This window comes from Gordonia sp. (in: high G+C Gram-positive bacteria) (genome assembly GCF_047600565.1).
Lineage (GTDB): Bacteria > Actinomycetota > Actinomycetes > Mycobacteriales > Mycobacteriaceae > Gordonia.
The window spans coordinates 1,289,235-1,304,952 of record NZ_JASGKN010000001.1 but is presented as its reverse complement, the minus strand read 5'-3'; the positions used below and the strand labels follow the sequence as shown (position 1 = coordinate 1,304,952).

Here is a 15,718-nt window from a genome sequence, read left to right as displayed (position 1 = left end):
TTCGGTCGCGTCGATGACGGTCATCAGAGTCCTTTCGACAAGCTCAAGGAGCGTGCGAGGAGCGTGCGGGAAACGAGAAGTGCCCCCACTCCGGCGGGGAGCAGGGGCACTTCTACGAGCGGATCTCGTCAGTACCGGCCGATGGCCAGTGCAACGTTGTGACCGCCGAAACCGAAGGAGTTCGACAGTGCGTAATCGATCTGTCCGCGGCGGGCTTCGCCGTGGACGACGTCGATGTCGCCGCACTCGGGGTCGAGGTTCTCCAGGTTCAGGGTCGGCGGGATCACCGAATCCTCCACCGCCTTGACGGTCAGGACGGCCTCGAGAGCACCGACGGCGCCGATCGAGTGGCCCAGAGCCGACTTGGGGGCGTAGATCGCCGCGTGGTTGCCCACGGCGTGCGTGATGCCCAGTGCCTCGGCGGTGTCGCCGATCGGCGTCGACGTGGCGTGCGCGTTGACATGCGTGACGTCCTTCGGATCGAGTCCGGCCGTCTGCATGGCACGCTTCATCGCACGGGTGTTGCCCTGACCGGAGGGGTCCGGCGCCACCAGGTGGTAACCGTCCGAGGTGATGCCGGCGCCCATGATGCGCGCATGGATGTGCGCACCGCGTGCCTTGGCGTGATCCTCGCGTTCGATGATCATCATCGCGGCGGCCTCACCGAAGACGAAGCCGTCACGATCCTTGTCGAACGGACGCGACGCGGCCGCCGGATCGTCGTTGCGCGTGCTCATCGCACGCATCATCGAGAACGCGGCGATCGGAATCGCGTCGATGTGACCTTCCACGCCACCGGTGACGACCATGTCGGCGTCACCCATGACGATGTGCCGCCATGCGTGAGCGATGGCTTCGGCGCCCGACGAGCAGGCCGAGACCGGCGTGATGACGCCGGCGCGCGCGCCGACGTTCAGGCCGGCGACCGCGGCCGGGCCGTTCGGCATGGCCATCGACACCGCCAGCGGCGACACCTTGCGGTAGTTGCCCGACTCCTCGATCGCCTTGACCGCGTCGACCATCGCGTCGCCGCCGCCCTGACCGGTACCGATCACGACGGCCAGACGCTCCGGATCGACCTCCGGCTCACCGGCCTGCGCCCAGAGACGCTTGCTCATGACGTGCGAGACGCGCTCGACGTAGGCCATCCGGCGGGCCTCGACGCGCGAGACCTCCTCGGAGGGATCCTGGACGAGACGGCCACCGACGCGGCAGGGGAGTTCCCCGTACTTGGTGACGAAGTCGTCGGTCAGCTCCCGGATGCCGGACTCGCCGGCGAGGAGCTTCTCCCAGGTGGTGTCGAGATCGGCACCGAGGGAGGTGGTGGCGACCATGGAGGTCACCACCACACTGGGGAATTCTCCACCGCGAGTGGAAAAATCACGCAGTTCGGTCACGACTTCTTGTCCGCCTCGATCTGCGCCTGGATAGCAGCGGCAGCCTCGGGGTTCTCGGCCTCCAGCTTCTGGATGTAGGCCACGGCGTCACCGACGGTGCGCAGGTTGGCGAGGTCCTCGTCCGGAACCTTCAGGCCGTACTTGTCCTCGATCTGAACGGCGATCTCGACCATCGACAGCGAGTCGATGTCCAGGTCGTCCACGAACGACTTGTCCATGGTGACCTCGGAGGGCTCGATACCGGTGACCTCTTCGATGATCTCGGCAATACCGGCGACCAGATCGTCCTGACTAACAGCCACGGTGGGCTCCCTTCGTATGGGGGTACATATTCTTCGGTTTCCGGAAGCGGCGTGTTACGCCGCTGTGGACTAGCCTTTCGGCTTTCCGGGGGCCGGGGGTTCCCGGCCGCTATCCAAGTCCTGGCAGGTCCTCCAGATCGGCGGGGACCTTGACGGCGCGCGTCGGCACGCCCTTCAACTCGCGCTTGGCGATTCCGATGAGCGTTCCGCCGGGCAGCAGCTCGACGATGGCGGCCGTTCCCTGGTCGCGCATGTACTGGGTGCACAGGTCCCAGCGCACCGGGCTGGTCACCTGCTCGACGATCTTCGAGAGGGCTTCCTCGCCGCTGGACACCGGCTTGCCGTCGGCGTTCGACAGCAGCGTGAACTGCGGCTGGCTGGGCGTGATCTCGGCGACGGCGGCGGCGAACGCCTCCTGTGCGGGATCCATGAAGTGGGTGTGGAAGGCGCCGGCGACCGCGAGCGGACGGATACGGGCCTTCTCCGGCGGATTGTCGACGAGCTTGTCGATGCCTTCGACGGCGCCGGCGGCCACGATCTGGCCGATCGCGTTGCGGTTGGCGGGCACCAGGTCGTACTCGCTCAGGCGGTCGAGGACCTCGCCCTCGTCGCCGCCGAGGACGGCGGCCATGGTGCCGGGCTTGAGCGCGCACGCCTTGGCCATTCCGGCGCCGCGGATGGCGGCCAGGCGGACGGCCTCGTCGGGGGTGATGACCCCGGCGAGGGCGGCGGCGGTCAGCTCGCCGACGGAATGGCCGGCGACGATGGTTTCGTGGGGCAGTGCTTCATGGCTGCCCAGATGCTCGAACGACAGGAGCGCGGAGGCCACGATGAGCGGCTGCGCGATCGCGGTGTCGGTGATCTCGTCGGCCGTCGCGGTGGTGCCGAGACGGATGAGGTCGAGACCGGTCAGCTCCGACCAGGTCTTCACATGGTCGGTAGCGCCGGGCAGCTCGAGCCAATCGGTGAGCATTCCGGGTTTCTGCGAGCCCTGTCCGGGCGCCAACAACGAGAGCACCTGATTAGAGAACACCGTCGGAGGGGTCTCGCGGGGTGTCGGAGGATTCGAAGTTTCGCGCCCATTTTTGTGGGGTTCCTACAAAACCGGGTCCTATGACCCTACGGTCTCAACCCCATCGTTTCCGGGTTGAGATCCGTTACCCTATCGTTGCCAAATCGGCTCTGCCAGCACAAATGGATACTGATGCCCGCAACTTCTGTGACTCATGTGGTTTGTGAGCGCGTTTGTTCGCCGAATCGTTTCAAACGGCCGACGGTCGACGCGACACGCAGAACGTAGGCGTCGCGAGGGTTAGATGGATCACGTCCAGTGACATCCGCCACCTTTTTCAGTCGATATCGCACAGTATTTGGATGGATGTACAGCGCCCGCGCGCACGACTCCACCGAACATCCGGCACTCAGAAACGCGTCGAGGGTCTCGGTCAGCGACCCCGACTTGTCCTCGAGCGGAAGCACCAGGGTGTCGATGAGCGTGCTGACCGCCGTCGGATCGCCGTCGAGGGCGCGCTCGGGCAGCAGATCGGAGCTGTAGACCGGACGCGGTGCGGCCGGCCACCCCGCCACCGCCTCGATGCCGGCGATCGCCTCGGTGGCACTGGCATGGGCGCCGGTCAGATTCGCGGTCGTCGGGCCGATCACCACCGGACCGGCCGCGAAATGCTGCAACAGGTCCGTCAAGAAGCGGTCGGTCGGCGCGATCGCGCCGCTCACGATGGCGACCAGGCGATGTCCCTGCACCACCGAGAGGGCCGCGCGGTCGTACTGCTTGGCGGTGTTGTGAATGGCCAAGGGGACCGACACGTTCTGCTCGGGTGGCGGCGATCCGACGATCACCGTCGCCGGAGCGTCCGAATCCCAGTTGAGGGCGGCGGCGCGCGACAGCAGCTGCGGGCCCATGTCCCCACGGACCACGCCGTCGACGACGAGCGCCTCCAGCCGTGAATCCCAGGCGCCGCGCGACTCGGCTGCGTCGGCGTAGATCGCCGCCGCCGCGAAGCCGATCTCACGGCCGTACCGCAGCACCGATTCGGTCAGGGCGCGCAGCTGATCGTCCTCGCGGGCCAGCAGAGGCAGCCACTTCTCGAAGAACTCCATCGCCACGCGGACCATCTCGACGGTCTGCAGCAGTGTGATGCGGCGGGCCAGGTCCTGCGGCACCACCTGAAAGGCCTGGACGGTGAAGCGGACGTTGCCCTCCGGATCGCGGATCCACTCGACGAAGTTCACCACCGCCGTCTGCACGACCATCTGCACGCTCGCGCGCTGGGCGGCGTCGAGGTCCTCGAAGTACGGCAGCTGATCGGACATCGAATGCACCGCTTCGGTCGCCAGACGTCCGCTGTACTGCTTCACCCGCCGCAACAACGCCTCGGGCAGGGCGTCCTGCGCCGATTCGGGCAGCGCGGACCCCGGAGTCCGGTCGCCGTCGTCGGCGGCCGGAACCGGGTTCAGCGGAGTGTCGGGCACCCCACCAATCTACGGGGTCAGGCGACGCCGGGATCGCTGGTCTGCGCGGGAGCGGCGGCCACGTCGGTGATCCGGTACTTCGCGGCGGCGTCAGCGGCCACCGACCGGTCGATCTTGCCGTCGCGGGCCAGCGCCACCAGAGCGCCGACCGCGATCGACTGCGCGTCGACGTTGAAGACGCGGCGCGCGGCCGGACGGGTGTCGGAGAAGCCGAAGCCGTCGGTGCCCAGGGTGAAGTAGGTGCCGGGCACGTAGGCGCGGATCTGCTCCTGCACGCCGCGCTGGTAGTCCGACGCCGCGACCACCGGTCCGTCGGTGCGGCCCAGCAGCTCGGTGACGTACGGCGTGCGGACGGTGCCTTCGCGCAGCTCCTGCTTGTCGGCGTCGATGCCGTCGCGGGCCAGCTCGTTCCACGAGGTGATCGAGTAGACGTCGGCGGACACGTCGAAGTCCTCGGCGAGCAGATCCTGAGCGGCCAGTCCGTCACCCATGGTGACGCCGGAGACCAGGATCGCGGCCTTGTGCTTCTTGCCGTCCGGTCCGGCCCGGAACAGGTAGCCGCCCTTGAGCAGTCCCGGCAGATCCAGGTTCTCCGGTTCGGCGGGCTGATGGATCGGCTCGTTGTAGACGGTGAGATAGAAGTACACGTTCTCCGGATCGGGGCCGTACATGCGGCGCAGACCGTCGTCGATGATGTGGGCCAGCTCGTAGGCGAACGCCGGGTCGTAGGCCACGACCGCCGGGTTGCTCGCCGCCAGCAGGTGCGAGTGACCGTCCGCGTGCTGCAGGCCCTCACCGGTCAGGGTGGTGCGGCCGGCGGTCGCACCGACCACGAAGCCGCGCGCCATCTGATCGCCGGCGGCCCACAGGCCGTCGCCGGTGCGCTGGAACCCGAACATCGAATAGAAGATGTACAGCGGGATCATCGGTTCGTTGTGCGTCGCATACGACGTGCCCACCGCGGTGAACGCGGCCGTGGAACCGGCCTCGTTGATGCCCTCGTGCAGGATCCGTCCGTGATCGGACTCCTTGTAGGCGAGCATCAGGTCGGCGTCCACCGACGTGTAGTGCTGACCGTTCGGGTTGTAGATCTTCAGCGTCGGGAACCACGAGTCCATGCCGAAGGTACGGGCCTCGTCCGGGATGATCGGCACGATCCGATGGCCGATCTCCTTGTCGCGGAGTAGTTCCTTGAAGATCCGGACCAACGCCATGGTGGTGGCCACCTGCTGATTGCCCGAGCCGCCGGTCACGGCCTTGAGGGCGCCCGAGGTGTCCGCCGTCAACGGCTCCGGCGTCAGGTGACGCTGCGGCAGTGCGCCGCCGAGCTCGCGCCGGCGTTCCAGCAGGTAGCTGACCTCGGGAGAATCCATTCCCGGGTGGTAGTACGGCGGCAGGTACGGGTCCGCTTCGAGCTGTGCGTCGGTGATCGGCACCCGGGTGGTGTCGCGGAAGGCCTTCAGATCGTCGAGCGCCATCTTCTTCATCTGGTGCGTCGCGTTGCGGCCCTCGAAGTGACTGCCCAGGGTGTAGCCCTTGATCGTGTGCGCCAGGATCACCGTCGGCTGGCCCTTGTGCGCCAGCGCGGCCTGGTAGGCGGCGAAGATCTTGCGGTAGTCGTGGCCGCCGCGCTTGAGATTCCAGATGTCCTGGTCCGAGTAGTTCTTGACCAGTTCCTTGGTGCGGGGATCGCGGCCGAAGAAGTGCTCACGGATGTAGGCACCGTCGTTGGCGCGGTAGGTCTGGTAGTCGCCGTCGGGCGTCTTGTTCATCAGATTGACCAGCGCGCCCTCGGTGTCGGCCTGCAGCAGCGGATCCCACTCGCGGCCCCACACCACCTTGATGACATGCCATCCGGCGCCGCGGAAGAACGACTCCAGCTCCTGGATGATCTTCCCGTTGCCGCGCACCGGGCCGTCCAGACGCTGCAGGTTGCAGTTGACGACGAAGGTCAGGTTGTCGAGGTGATCGTTGGTGGCGATCTGCGCCAGACCGCGCGACTCGGGCTCGTCCATCTCGCCGTCGCCGAGGAACGCCCACACGTGCTGATCGGAGGTGTCCTTGATCCCGTTGAGATGCAGATACTTGTTGAAGCGGGCCTGGTAGATCGCGTTCATCGGGCCCAGGCCCATCGACACCGTCGGGAACTGCCAGAACTCGGGCATCAGCCGCGGATGCGGGTACGACGGCAGGCCGCCGCCGAGACCGGCGTGGCTGTGCTCCTGCCGGAAGCCGTCCATCCGCTTCTCGTCGATCCGGCCCTCCAGGAAGGCGCGGGCGTAAATGCCGGGCGACGCGTGGCCCTGGAAGAAGATCTGGTCGCCGCCGCCGGGATGGTCCAGCCCGCGGAAGAAGTAGTTGAAGCCGACCTCGTACAGGGAGGCCGACGACGCGTAGGTGGAGATGTGGCCGCCGACGCCGATTCCGGGCCGTTGGGCGCGGTGCACCATGACGGCCGCATTCCAGCGGATCATGGCGCGGTAGCGGCGCTCCATGTTCTCGTCGCCGGGGAACTCGGGTTCGAGATCGGTGGGAATGGTGTTGACGAAGTCGGTCGAGGTCAACGCCGGCAGATGGAGGCGCTTGTCCTCGGCGCGCTCCAGCATGCGGAGCATCAGATAGCGGGCCCGGTCCGGTCCGGCGTTCTCCAGCAGCGAGTCGAACGACTCCAGCCACTCCTCGGTTTCGCCGGGGTCGCTGTCCTGCAGGTAACTCGCCACACCTTCTCGGATCACCCGAACCCGATTACTGCTGGTGAGGCCGGTTTTCACGTCGGACTGATCGGTCACGCTCTCCACCTGTTCGCTTGTGTCGGCCGGGCACGTGATGGGCGCCCGGAAACGTCGTCGCCCGGGTGAGGGCGACCTGTTCTCCATCGTGCACCAAGTCACACGCGCCCGCGAGGGTTACGTGGACGGAGCCGGGGAACGCCTGTCCGATACAGGCTTTTCGCGCGGCCGTGCGCGATGGAGGGACCTGCGCGCTATACGCTCGATCCAGTGTGGTCCGCGACGTGTTCGGACTGCGGGGGCGAGACAGGGGAGAGCGTGTCACGTGTGAGGGCGGCGTCCGCGGCGATCGCGGGCGCGGTGCTGCTCGGCGTCACGGCGTGCGGCGGCGAGGAGCCGGCGCCGTCGGAGCGTCCCTCGGTCAGCACCACCACCGTGACCACCGAGTCGACCCAGGGGGCCGACGCCGCGCGCACGGTCTGTCTGCAGGTCATCACCTCGGCGGGGGTGATGGTGCGCGACTACAACACGTTCATCACCCGGCTGAACCAGACACAGGACTACAGCGCCCTCGACAAGGAGGACCGCTACGCGCGGGAGACCCTCGACACCGGCGCCGGCCTGATCCGTAAGGCCGAGAAGCCGGAGGTCCCGTCCGACCTCGACGACAAGGTGCAGGCGTTTCTCACCTCCACCGACCAGCTCTCCGAACAGATCGGCGCCAAGCGCAAGGTCGCCCTGAACCGGGCGACCACCGAGTGGAGCGACAAACGCACCGCGCTGATCAATGCGTGCGGCGAGTTCATGCCGACCGGCGGTTGAGCCGGTTACCGCTGGTGGCGGGTCCGATGACCCTTTACGCTTAGCTGAGATCGCACGATCCACGCATTCGGGGGACTCCCGGACCGCTACGACTCAAGGAGGTCACGCCCGGTGGTACCGGCCGCAGATCAAGACAACGCCGACGGGAACGTCGGGAAACTCGGCTTCGCCAAGGGAATGGTGATCCAGGAACTCGGGTGGGACGAGGACACCGACGACGACCTGCGCGCCGACATCGAGGACGTCATCGACGGCGAGATGCTCGACGAGGATGCGATCGAGGTGGTCGACGCGGTGCTGCTGTGGTGGCGTGACGGCGACGGCGACCTGGTGGACGCGTTGATGGATGCGATCGGTCCGCTCGCCGACGGCGGGTACGTGTGGGTGGTGTCGCCGAAGACCGGGCGTCCCGGGTACGTCGATCCCAGCGAGATCGCCGAGGCCGCACCGACGGCCGGCCTGTCGCAGACCAATGTCGTCAATCTGGGGGACTGGTCGGCCTCGCGCCTGGTGTCGCCGCGTGCGCGCGGTGGTAAGCGCTGATGGCGGCTGCCGCGGCCGCTCCGCTGCCGGTCGGCGCCCAGGCGCCCGACTTCTCCCTCAGGGACCAGAACAATCAGCAGGTGTCGCTGGGCGGGCTCCGTTCGGCGGGGCCGGTACTGGTCGTGTTCTTCCCCCTGGCCTTCACCGGCACCTGCGAGGGCGAGTTGGGCTGGCTCCGCGATCATCAAGCCGAGTTCGACGACGCCGGGATCACCGTGGTCGCCGTATCGGTCGGCCCGCCGCCCACCCATAAGGTGTGGTCCTCGGCGCAGGGCTTCCTGATGCCGATCCTCTCCGACTTCTGGCCGCACGGGGCGGTCGCCCGCGATTACGGCGTGTTCGACGAGGCGCGCGGCTACGCGAACCGCGGCACGTTCGTGGTCGACGGTTCCGGCCGGATCGTGTTCTCGGCGATGGTGGGGCCGGGGGAGGCCCGCACCGAGGAGACCTGGCGGGCCGCACTCGCCGAGGTCTCCGGCGCCGCTGCCGGATCCTGAGCTGACGAACGAAGCCGGCCACCCTCCGAAAGAGGGTGGCCGGCTTCGTCGTGTCGGTCGATCAGCGCGGCACGTCGATCTGGTGCGCGTCGATCATTCCTGCGTGGCGCTGGGTGCCGGGGTCGCAGGGGTGGTCGGCGTCGGCGTGGCCGGCGTCTTCGGAGTGGTCTGACCACCCGGCAGCAGCTTCTGGACTTCCGGCGGCAGGATGTTCGGCGTCGCCGGAGTGGTGGTCTTCGGCGTCGTCGGCTTGGTCTCGGTCTTCTTCTCGTCCTGCTTGGACTTGTCGGTGTCCGGAGTGGTGGCCGTGGTGTCGTCCTCGCCCGGCAGGCTGGTGCCCTTCGGGAAGGCGGTGGCCAGGCCGTCGGCGAGGGAGCGGTTGCGGTCGGCGAGACCGGTCGCGTTCAGGTCGACGCCATCGGCGCTGAACCAGGTGTCGTCGGTCTTGGCGGCCAGGTCGGCGATGCGCAGGTTGCTGTGCTTGACCGCGGCCGCCTTCGGCGCATCGTTGAAGGAGCGCATGTTGCTGTCGGTGTACCCGGTGAGGGTGGTCTTGTCGGCCACGGCGACGGTCGGCCACAGGACGGCGTGGTCGCCGGCCGCGGTGAGCACCGATTCGATGCCGCTGGCGGCGTTCGCGCCGGTCGAGGCGGTTTTGGTGCCGGCGGCGATCACGAAGCAGGTGTCTTTGGCATTGCTCTGCTCCTGCTTGACGGCGGTGGCGATGTCACTGAGGGTGTTGCCGGCGTGCTTGATTTCGGCGGTGGCACCGACCCGCTTGTACTGCGTGGTCAGGGTGTCGTCGGCGGCGGTCACCTTGGCGACATCGTCGGCGCCGGTCCAGGTGCTGTCGCCGAAGTGCACGACGCTGGCGCACTGGGTCTTGGCGTTGGCCGGAAGCGGGCTGTCCTTGCCCTGGCCGAGACCGGGGACCAGGTCGAGGAGCGACGACAGGTCGGACGAGCCGTTGGTCGGCAGGTCCTGCAGCTTGTCGATCTGCTCGGAGATCTCCGGCGGGAGGTTGAGGGAATCGGTGACCGGGGAAGCGTGCGCGGGCGCTGCTGCCAGACCGGTCAGGCCGGCCGCGATGGCGGCACCGGCGAGGACGGCTGCGCCGCGTCGCGGGGTGATGCGACGTGCGGCGTTGAGGGCGTGGGTGAGCTTCTTAGTAATCACAATAGTTACATTTGACCCCATTAGTCACAGTAGTTGCAACCCCTCAAGCGCTACGAATCGGTCACAGCTGGGTCGCCGAATGATGTCCGACCAGGGGAGATGGGCCCTGAATTCGGTCGATTCAGCATGAATTCAACCCTCGCGCCGAGCGGCTTCCCGCGTCAGAGTGGAGACACGCGGGTGTGGCTGAGAGGCGAGGCAGCGGTCTGCAAAACCGTCCCATGCGGGTTCGAATCCCGCCATCCGCTCTAATCCTCGTGGATGCGGCGATGCAGCTCCTCGGTCTGGCGGCGCAGCTCTCGGCGCTCGACGGCCTGCTGCCGGCGGCGCACATCGTCCGGGGTGGTCGGCGTCAACGGCGGCACCGGCGTGGGCTTTCCGTCGTCGTCCATGGCGACCATCGTGAAGAAGCGCGAGTTGGTGTGCCGCACCACGCGGGTACGCACGTTCTCGGTGATCACCCGGATCCCGACCTCCATCGAGGTGCGGCCGGTGGCGTTCACCGATGCCAGGAACGTGACGAGCTCACCGACCCGGATCGGTTCGCGGAACACCACCTGATCCACCGACAGCGTCACCACGTAGCGGCCCGCGTACCGACTGGCGCAGGCGTAGGCGACCTCGTCCAGGAACTTCAGAATCGTTCCGCCGTGCACGTTGCCGGTGAAGTTGGCCATGTCCGGGGTCATCAGCACGGTCATGGTGAGGTGCTGGCGATCCCCGTCGTCGGTGGTCGTGGGACTCAGTCGTCTGCCCTCGCAGTCGCGGTGATCGTTCTGCCGTTCACATCGTAGAGAGTCGGTCCGGTCAGATCATGTAGTGCAGGGCGCCGACGATCCGGGTACCGAGCTCCTGATCACCGTCGATCCGGACTCGCGACGGATCGGCTTTCGGCCGGCCGCCCACGAGCCGGGCGTAGTCGGCCAGGTCGACGTGCAGCACGACGTCGGGATCGCCGGCGGGGGTGTCGACGAGAGCGGCCCGGCCGTCGACGGCCAGATCCGCCCGCGCCGGGGAGACCCCGCTGAAATCGACGGCCACCCGCGACCCGTCCGGTGCGCCGGCGCGTTTGCCGACGACGAACGGCAGATTGGCGGTCATCTCCTCGCGGGCGAAGCCGGCCGGCACGGGATCGGCCACCTCGCCCGCGCCGAGCGCATCGCGCAGGTCGATCTCGTGCACCCAGCAATCCATCACGCGTACCCGCATGAACCGGCCGTAGGTGTCCGGTCCGGCGGGAGTCATCGCGTCGGCGTTCCAGTCGTCGTCGCTCATCGCGGCCAGCGTCGCCAGACGGGCCGCGGTCACCGAGCGGTAGTCGTCCATCAGCTCGTCCCGGGACCGGGACCGGTAGTGGTCGAGCCAGCGTTCGTTGAGTTCACCGATCGGGTTGCGGACGTGATCGAGCGCAGAGACGTCGCGGCCCGGATCCGGCTGGTCGCCGCTCAAGAACCGTTCGGTGCCCACGATGTGGGCGATCACGTCCGCATTGCTCCATCCCGGCAGGCCCGAGGACGCCGACCACTGGTCGTCGCTGATCGGGGTGACGACCTCGTCGATCGTCGACCAGAGCCGGCCGAGTGCATCGATCACCGGCTGTTGCGGCACGTGTGTGGCCACGGAGACCTCCTGGGGTGGGCGCAGGACTCCACGCTAACCGGGGCTCCGACGGTTTGGGGCGGGTCCGGGGACCGGATAACCTTTCACCTGTCGGTGCGGCTTCGCCTCCACCGTCGCGCGGGTATAGCTCAGCGGTAGAGCACTGGTTTTACACACCAGCGGTCGTAGGTTCGATCCCTACTGCCCGCACCGAATACCGTCGTCGACGCGAGCGTCCTATCGGTACCGGAACACGATCCGGCCCCGTGAGAGGTCGTAGGGACTGATCTCGACGAGCACCCGATCGAGCGGAACGATCTTGATGTAGTTCCTGCGGATCCTGCCGCTGATATGCGCCAACACCACGTGCCCGTTGTCGAGTTCGACGCGGAACGAGGCGTTCCGGAGCGCTTCGATCACGGTGCCCTCGGCTTCGATGGCATGAGTGGTGCCGGTCATGACCGCACCAACTCGACGTTGGTCTCGACAGCGCGCCCACCGAGGGATTCGATCACGTCGACGGCCTCTCGGTCGGAGACGTCGACGTCGACCGCCAAGAACGGTGCCGCCGGACCGCGGAGCACGATCCGGGCGCGCCGGTCGTGGAGATTCAGGCCCCGGACGGTGGGCGGTGGCGCCGGAATCGGGGCGTCGAACGGAATCCGGTAGCAGGTCAGCCGCCGATGTTCGGCGAATCCGCACCGTCGCCACGACTCGATCAGTTCGTCGTCGGCCGCATTCGCGACCGTGTACAGCGGAGACGGCTGATCGGCGATGAGCGCGGCCGCCACCAGGTCGAACGCCGGGGACGTCCACGCGTCGACGCTGATGAATCCGGGCCGTCTCGACTGTCCGCCGCTGGCGACGGTCCGTTGTTCGTCATCGACGGCGAGCCAGTCGCCGTTCTCCGCGCGCCGCAGAGTAAGAGGGGAATCGTTCATGGTCGTGCCTTCCAGAAGTGCCGGTGAGCGGCGCTCCTGGTGATGACACCTACGTCGACCGTGAGATCGGAGGGAGCACCGACATCGTTGAAACGTTCACGGTTCTCACCTCCTCAAGGTCAATCACGGTTGCCCCCAGGGTAGCAGCCGGTGTTCCGATCACCGTGGGTCCAAGCCTGGGCGACGTGGCGTCCGAGCAGTAGACAGGAATCAGCCCGGAACCGGGCGTCACGGGAAGGACCGCACATGACCGCCATCATCGATCAGGGCATCGTCACCGCCGGCCGCGAGCTGGACGTGGCGCCGCTCGGCCCGCGTTTCGGTGCCGAACTCAGCGGCGTGGACGTCGCGTCGGCGGACGACGGTGAGGTCGCCCTGCTGCGTGCGGCACTCCTCGAATACAAGGTGATCGTCCTGCGCGACCAGTCCCTCGACGACTCCGCGCATGTGCGCTTCGCCGAGCGACTCGGTGAGGTCACCACCGGCCACCCGGTCTGGGATTCGGGTACATCGGTGCCCGATGAGGTCTATGCGCTCGACAGTGCCGACAACGGCTTCGCCGACGTCTGGCACACGGACGTGACCTTCATGCCGCGGCCGCCGGCCGGCTCGGTCCTGCGACCGCTGGTTCTTCCGCCCCACGGCGGCGACACCAGTTGGGCCGACGGTGAACTGGCCTACGAGTCGCTCTCCACTCCGGTGCAGCGCCTGGCCGACGAACTGCACGCCGTGCACGACGGCAACCGCGAGTTCGGCTACTACCTGCGACAGCGGCGCGGCGGCCGCGGCAACCTCTGGGACGGGGAGCAGGTCACCGATCTCGCCCCGGTCCGGCATCCGGTCGTCCGGATACATCCCGAGACCGGCCGCAAGGCGCTCTTCGTGAACCCGGGATTCACCTCGCACATCGAGGGCGTCACCGACGCCGAGAGCCGGGGTCTGCTGGACCTGTTCTACGCCCATCTCACCAAGCCCGAACACATCGTGCGGCACCGGTGGCGTCTGGGCGATCTGGTGCTCTGGGACAACCGGAACACCATCCATTACGCGAACCGCGACTACCTTCCGCAGCGCCGCGTCATGCACCGTGTGACCCTCCGCGGCGACGAGCCGTTCGGGCCGGCGACCGATCGTTCCTGACGTCCAGGTCGCCCCAACACGCCGAATCGGCGCAGGTCAGGACCGTTCTCCGAATCGTTATCCGTCAAATCACCCACATGACTGCCAGATCTGGGCACAGTAGTGGGCACGCCCGTGGGACGACGACGTCACAGGGGAAGGACGAACACATGACTGAGAACACCTACGCCACACCTGACCCGAGTCCATCGCAAGCATCGGCGGACAAATGAATCTCTGGGACTACATCCGGGACCGATGGGACACCCTCGGCTTCCTCACCTACCAGCACGCATCGCTGGCGTTCCAGACAGTGCTCGTGGGATCGCTGGTGGCCATCGTCATCGCGCTCCTCGTGTACCGATCGCCGCTCGGATCGGCGCTGACCGTCACGGCGAGCCGGGTCGCGCTGACCATTCCTTCACTCGCCCTCCTGGCGCTCCTGATCATCCCGTTCGGGCTCGGCGTGGTGCCGTCGTTCGTGATGTTGGCGTTCTTCGCCGCCATGCCGGTGATCGGCAACGCCATCGTCGGGCTCCGATCCGTCTCGCCCGATGTGGTGGAGGCCGCCCGCGGGATCGGTCTGCCGCGCTGGCGGATCCTGCTGCAGGTGGAGTTGCCGATCGCGTGGCCGGTGATCTTGACGGGGATCCGGGTCTCGACGCAGATGATCGTCGGCGTGGCTGCGATCGTCGCGTACGTGCTGGGCCCGGGTCTGGGTTCGCTGATCTTCAACGGCTTGGCCCGCCTCGGCGGTACCAACGCTCTCACCATGGCGGCCGCCGGCACAGTGCTGATCGTCCTCATCGCCCTCGTCTTCGACGCGCTCCTGGTGCTGCTCGGACGACTGACCATCTCGAAGGGACTCAAGTGACCACCACCGAAAAGAACACCGCCGCCGACCGCGAGGTCACGGGTGCATCGATCCGTCTCGACGGTGTGGAGAAGCTGTACAAGGGGCAGTCCGAGCCTGCCGTCGCCTCCCTCGATCTGGACATCGAGGCCGGGCACATCGTCGCCTTCGTCGGGCCGTCGGGGTGCGGCAAGACCACGACTCTCAAGATGATCAACCGCCTGATCGAGCCGACGGCCGGCAAGATCTATATCGCCGATCGCGACGTGACCGGCGTGAACCCAGACAAGCTGCGGCAGCAGATCGGGTACGTCATCCAGTCCGGTGGCCTGTTCCCGCACTGGACCGTCGAACGCAATGTGGGTGCGATTCCGCGTCTGCTGGGCTGGGACAAGCAGAAGATCGCCGAGCGAACCCGGGAGCTGCTGGAACTGGTGGGGCTCGATCCCGACGAGTTCGGCAAGCGGCTTCCGAAGGACATGTCCGGTGGCCAGCAGCAGCGTGTGGGTGTGGCCCGGGCCCTCGCCGCCGATCCGCCCGTGCTGCTGATGGACGAGCCGTTCAGCGCCGTCGACCCGATCACCCGCGTGCGCCTTCAGGACAGTCTCATCGACATCCATCACAAGCTGGGTAAGACGATCGTCATCGTCACCCACGACTTCGAAGAGGCCACCAAACTCGGCGACAAGGTCTGCATCTTCTCCAAGGGCGGCCACATCGAGCAGTACGCGACGCCCGCCGAGATCCTGGCGAACCCGGCCACCGACTTCGTCAAGGAGTTCATCGGCTCCGGTGCCACGCTCGCGCAGCTGTCCCTGACCCGTGTGCGCGACGTCGAGTTGCAGCCGGTCGTCACCGCGACCGTCGGCGAGCCGTCCAAGGACGTGATCGCCCGCGCGAAGGCGGCCAAGGACAAGTGGGTGGTGGTGGTCGACCGCAAGGGTCATCCCCGCGCCTGGCCGTCGGTCAAGGAGATCGGCACCGTTCCGGAGATCTCCAGTTACAGCGACCCGCGACTCCCGGTCGTGGCTCCCTCGTCGACGTTGCAGGATGCGCTCGACGCGATGCTGTCCGCCAGTCAGGGCGGCGCCCTGGTGGTGGACGGCCGGAACACGGTGCAGGGCTGGCTGCGTATGGCCGACGTCACCGACATCATCCGTGGTCAGCTCGACGACGCCCAGCCCGACGAACAGGGCTACACCGAGTTCGCCGAGGCCGAACACGGGGGTGACGCATCATGACCGCCGCCG

At 67.3% G+C, this 15,718-nt stretch carries 16 protein-coding genes and 2 tRNA genes; 8 read left to right on the top strand and 10 right to left on the bottom strand.

The genetic code is table 11. The features are described from left to right. Positions 1 to 128 precede the first annotated feature (128 nt). From QM774_RS06305 to aceE, 5 genes are all read right to left on the bottom strand, one after another. Positions 129 to 1,397, bottom strand: coding sequence for a KasA/KasB family beta-ketoacyl-ACP synthase (locus tag QM774_RS06305; protein WP_414975062.1), 1,269 nt, complete (start codon positions 1,395 to 1,397; stop codon positions 129 to 131). Next, on the bottom strand, positions 1,394 to 1,699 hold the full coding sequence (gene acpM, locus QM774_RS06300; RefSeq protein WP_414975061.1) for a meromycolate extension acyl carrier protein AcpM: 306 nt from the start codon (positions 1,697 to 1,699) through the stop codon (positions 1,394 to 1,396). Before acpM ends, QM774_RS06305 begins: the two co-directional genes overlap by 4 nt. Before the next feature lie 109 nt (positions 1,700 to 1,808). Then, a complete protein-coding gene (locus QM774_RS06295) occupies positions 1,809 to 2,717 on the bottom strand; it encodes an ACP S-malonyltransferase (protein ID WP_414975060.1) in 909 nt (302 codons plus the stop codon). A 206-nt stretch (positions 2,718 to 2,923) separates the two neighbouring features. Then, positions 2,924 to 4,189: a PucR family transcriptional regulator gene (locus QM774_RS06290; protein ID WP_414975059.1), complete on the bottom strand. Its 1,266-nt coding sequence runs from the start codon at positions 4,187 to 4,189 to the stop codon at positions 2,924 to 2,926. A 17-nt stretch (positions 4,190 to 4,206) separates the two neighbouring features. Further along, complete coding sequence (gene aceE / locus QM774_RS06285) at positions 4,207 to 7,065, bottom strand: pyruvate dehydrogenase (acetyl-transferring), homodimeric type (RefSeq protein ID WP_414975058.1); 2,859 nt, start codon at positions 7,063 to 7,065, stop codon at positions 4,207 to 4,209. Between the two features lie 180 nt (positions 7,066 to 7,245). Between aceE and QM774_RS06280 the strand changes: the two genes are divergently transcribed. From QM774_RS06280 to QM774_RS06270, 3 genes are all read left to right on the top strand, one after another. Further along, positions 7,246 to 7,740, top strand: a complete 495-nt coding sequence (locus QM774_RS06280; protein WP_414975057.1) for a hypothetical protein — start codon at positions 7,246 to 7,248, stop codon at positions 7,738 to 7,740. A gap of 111 nt (positions 7,741 to 7,851) precedes the next feature. Next, complete coding sequence (locus QM774_RS06275; RefSeq protein ID WP_414975056.1) at positions 7,852 to 8,283, top strand: DUF3052 domain-containing protein; 432 nt, start codon at positions 7,852 to 7,854, stop codon at positions 8,281 to 8,283. Beyond that, positions 8,283 to 8,780: a peroxiredoxin gene (locus tag QM774_RS06270; protein ID WP_414975055.1), complete on the top strand. Its 498-nt coding sequence runs from the start codon at positions 8,283 to 8,285 to the stop codon at positions 8,778 to 8,780. Before QM774_RS06275 ends, QM774_RS06270 begins: the two co-directional genes overlap by 1 nt. A 93-nt stretch (positions 8,781 to 8,873) precedes the next feature. Here QM774_RS06270 and QM774_RS06265 read toward each other — a convergent pair whose 3' ends face one another. Next, positions 8,874 to 9,956 (bottom strand): hypothetical protein, encoded by a 1,083-nt coding sequence (locus QM774_RS06265; RefSeq protein WP_414975054.1) that lies wholly within the window; start codon positions 9,954 to 9,956, stop codon positions 8,874 to 8,876. A 176-nt stretch (positions 9,957 to 10,132) separates the two neighbouring features. Between QM774_RS06265 and QM774_RS06260 the strand changes: the two genes are divergently transcribed. Then, a tRNA-Cys gene (locus QM774_RS06260) sits at positions 10,133 to 10,204 on the top strand. On the opposite strand, the gene QM774_RS06255 is transcribed toward QM774_RS06260, so the two are convergent. Then, a complete protein-coding gene (locus QM774_RS06255; protein ID WP_414975053.1) occupies positions 10,205 to 10,657 on the bottom strand; it encodes an acyl-CoA thioesterase in 453 nt (150 codons plus the stop codon). It abuts the tRNA gene before it with no gap. Between the two features lie 106 nt (positions 10,658 to 10,763). Then, on the bottom strand, positions 10,764 to 11,576 hold the full coding sequence (locus QM774_RS06250) for a maleylpyruvate isomerase family mycothiol-dependent enzyme (protein ID WP_414975052.1): 813 nt from the start codon (positions 11,574 to 11,576) through the stop codon (positions 10,764 to 10,766). A 117-nt stretch (positions 11,577 to 11,693) separates the two neighbouring features. Here QM774_RS06250 and QM774_RS06245 point away from each other — a divergent pair. Further along, positions 11,694 to 11,765 (top strand) — tRNA-Val (locus tag QM774_RS06245). Between the two features lie 27 nt (positions 11,766 to 11,792). Here QM774_RS06245 and infA read toward each other — a convergent pair. Then, on the bottom strand, positions 11,793 to 12,014 hold the full coding sequence (gene infA, locus QM774_RS06240) for a translation initiation factor IF-1 (protein ID WP_414975051.1): 222 nt from the start codon (positions 12,012 to 12,014) through the stop codon (positions 11,793 to 11,795). Further along, the gene (locus QM774_RS06235; protein ID WP_414975050.1) at positions 12,011 to 12,496 is read right to left on the bottom strand and encodes a hypothetical protein; all 486 of its coding nucleotides are present in this window, start codon (positions 12,494 to 12,496) and stop codon (positions 12,011 to 12,013) included. Before QM774_RS06235 ends, infA begins: the two co-directional genes overlap by 4 nt. A 246-nt stretch (positions 12,497 to 12,742) precedes the next feature. Here QM774_RS06235 and QM774_RS06230 point away from each other — a divergent pair, with 246 nt between their 5' ends. The 3 genes from QM774_RS06230 to QM774_RS06220 all read left to right on the top strand — a co-directional run bounded on the left by QM774_RS06230 (position 12,743) and on the right by QM774_RS06220 (position 15,709). Next, positions 12,743 to 13,636: a TauD/TfdA dioxygenase family protein gene (locus QM774_RS06230; protein WP_414975049.1), complete on the top strand. Its 894-nt coding sequence runs from the start codon at positions 12,743 to 12,745 to the stop codon at positions 13,634 to 13,636. 208 nt (positions 13,637 to 13,844) lie between these two features. Beyond that, entirely contained in the window at positions 13,845 to 14,489 is a 645-nt protein-coding gene (locus QM774_RS06225; protein ID WP_414975048.1) for an ABC transporter permease, read from the top strand. Then, the gene (locus QM774_RS06220) at positions 14,486 to 15,709 is read left to right on the top strand and encodes an ABC transporter ATP-binding protein (RefSeq protein ID WP_414975047.1); all 1,224 of its coding nucleotides are present in this window, start codon (positions 14,486 to 14,488) and stop codon (positions 15,707 to 15,709) included. The genes QM774_RS06225 and QM774_RS06220 overlap by 4 nt, the downstream gene beginning before the upstream one ends. The last annotated feature ends 9 nt before the right edge of the window (positions 15,710 to 15,718 follow it).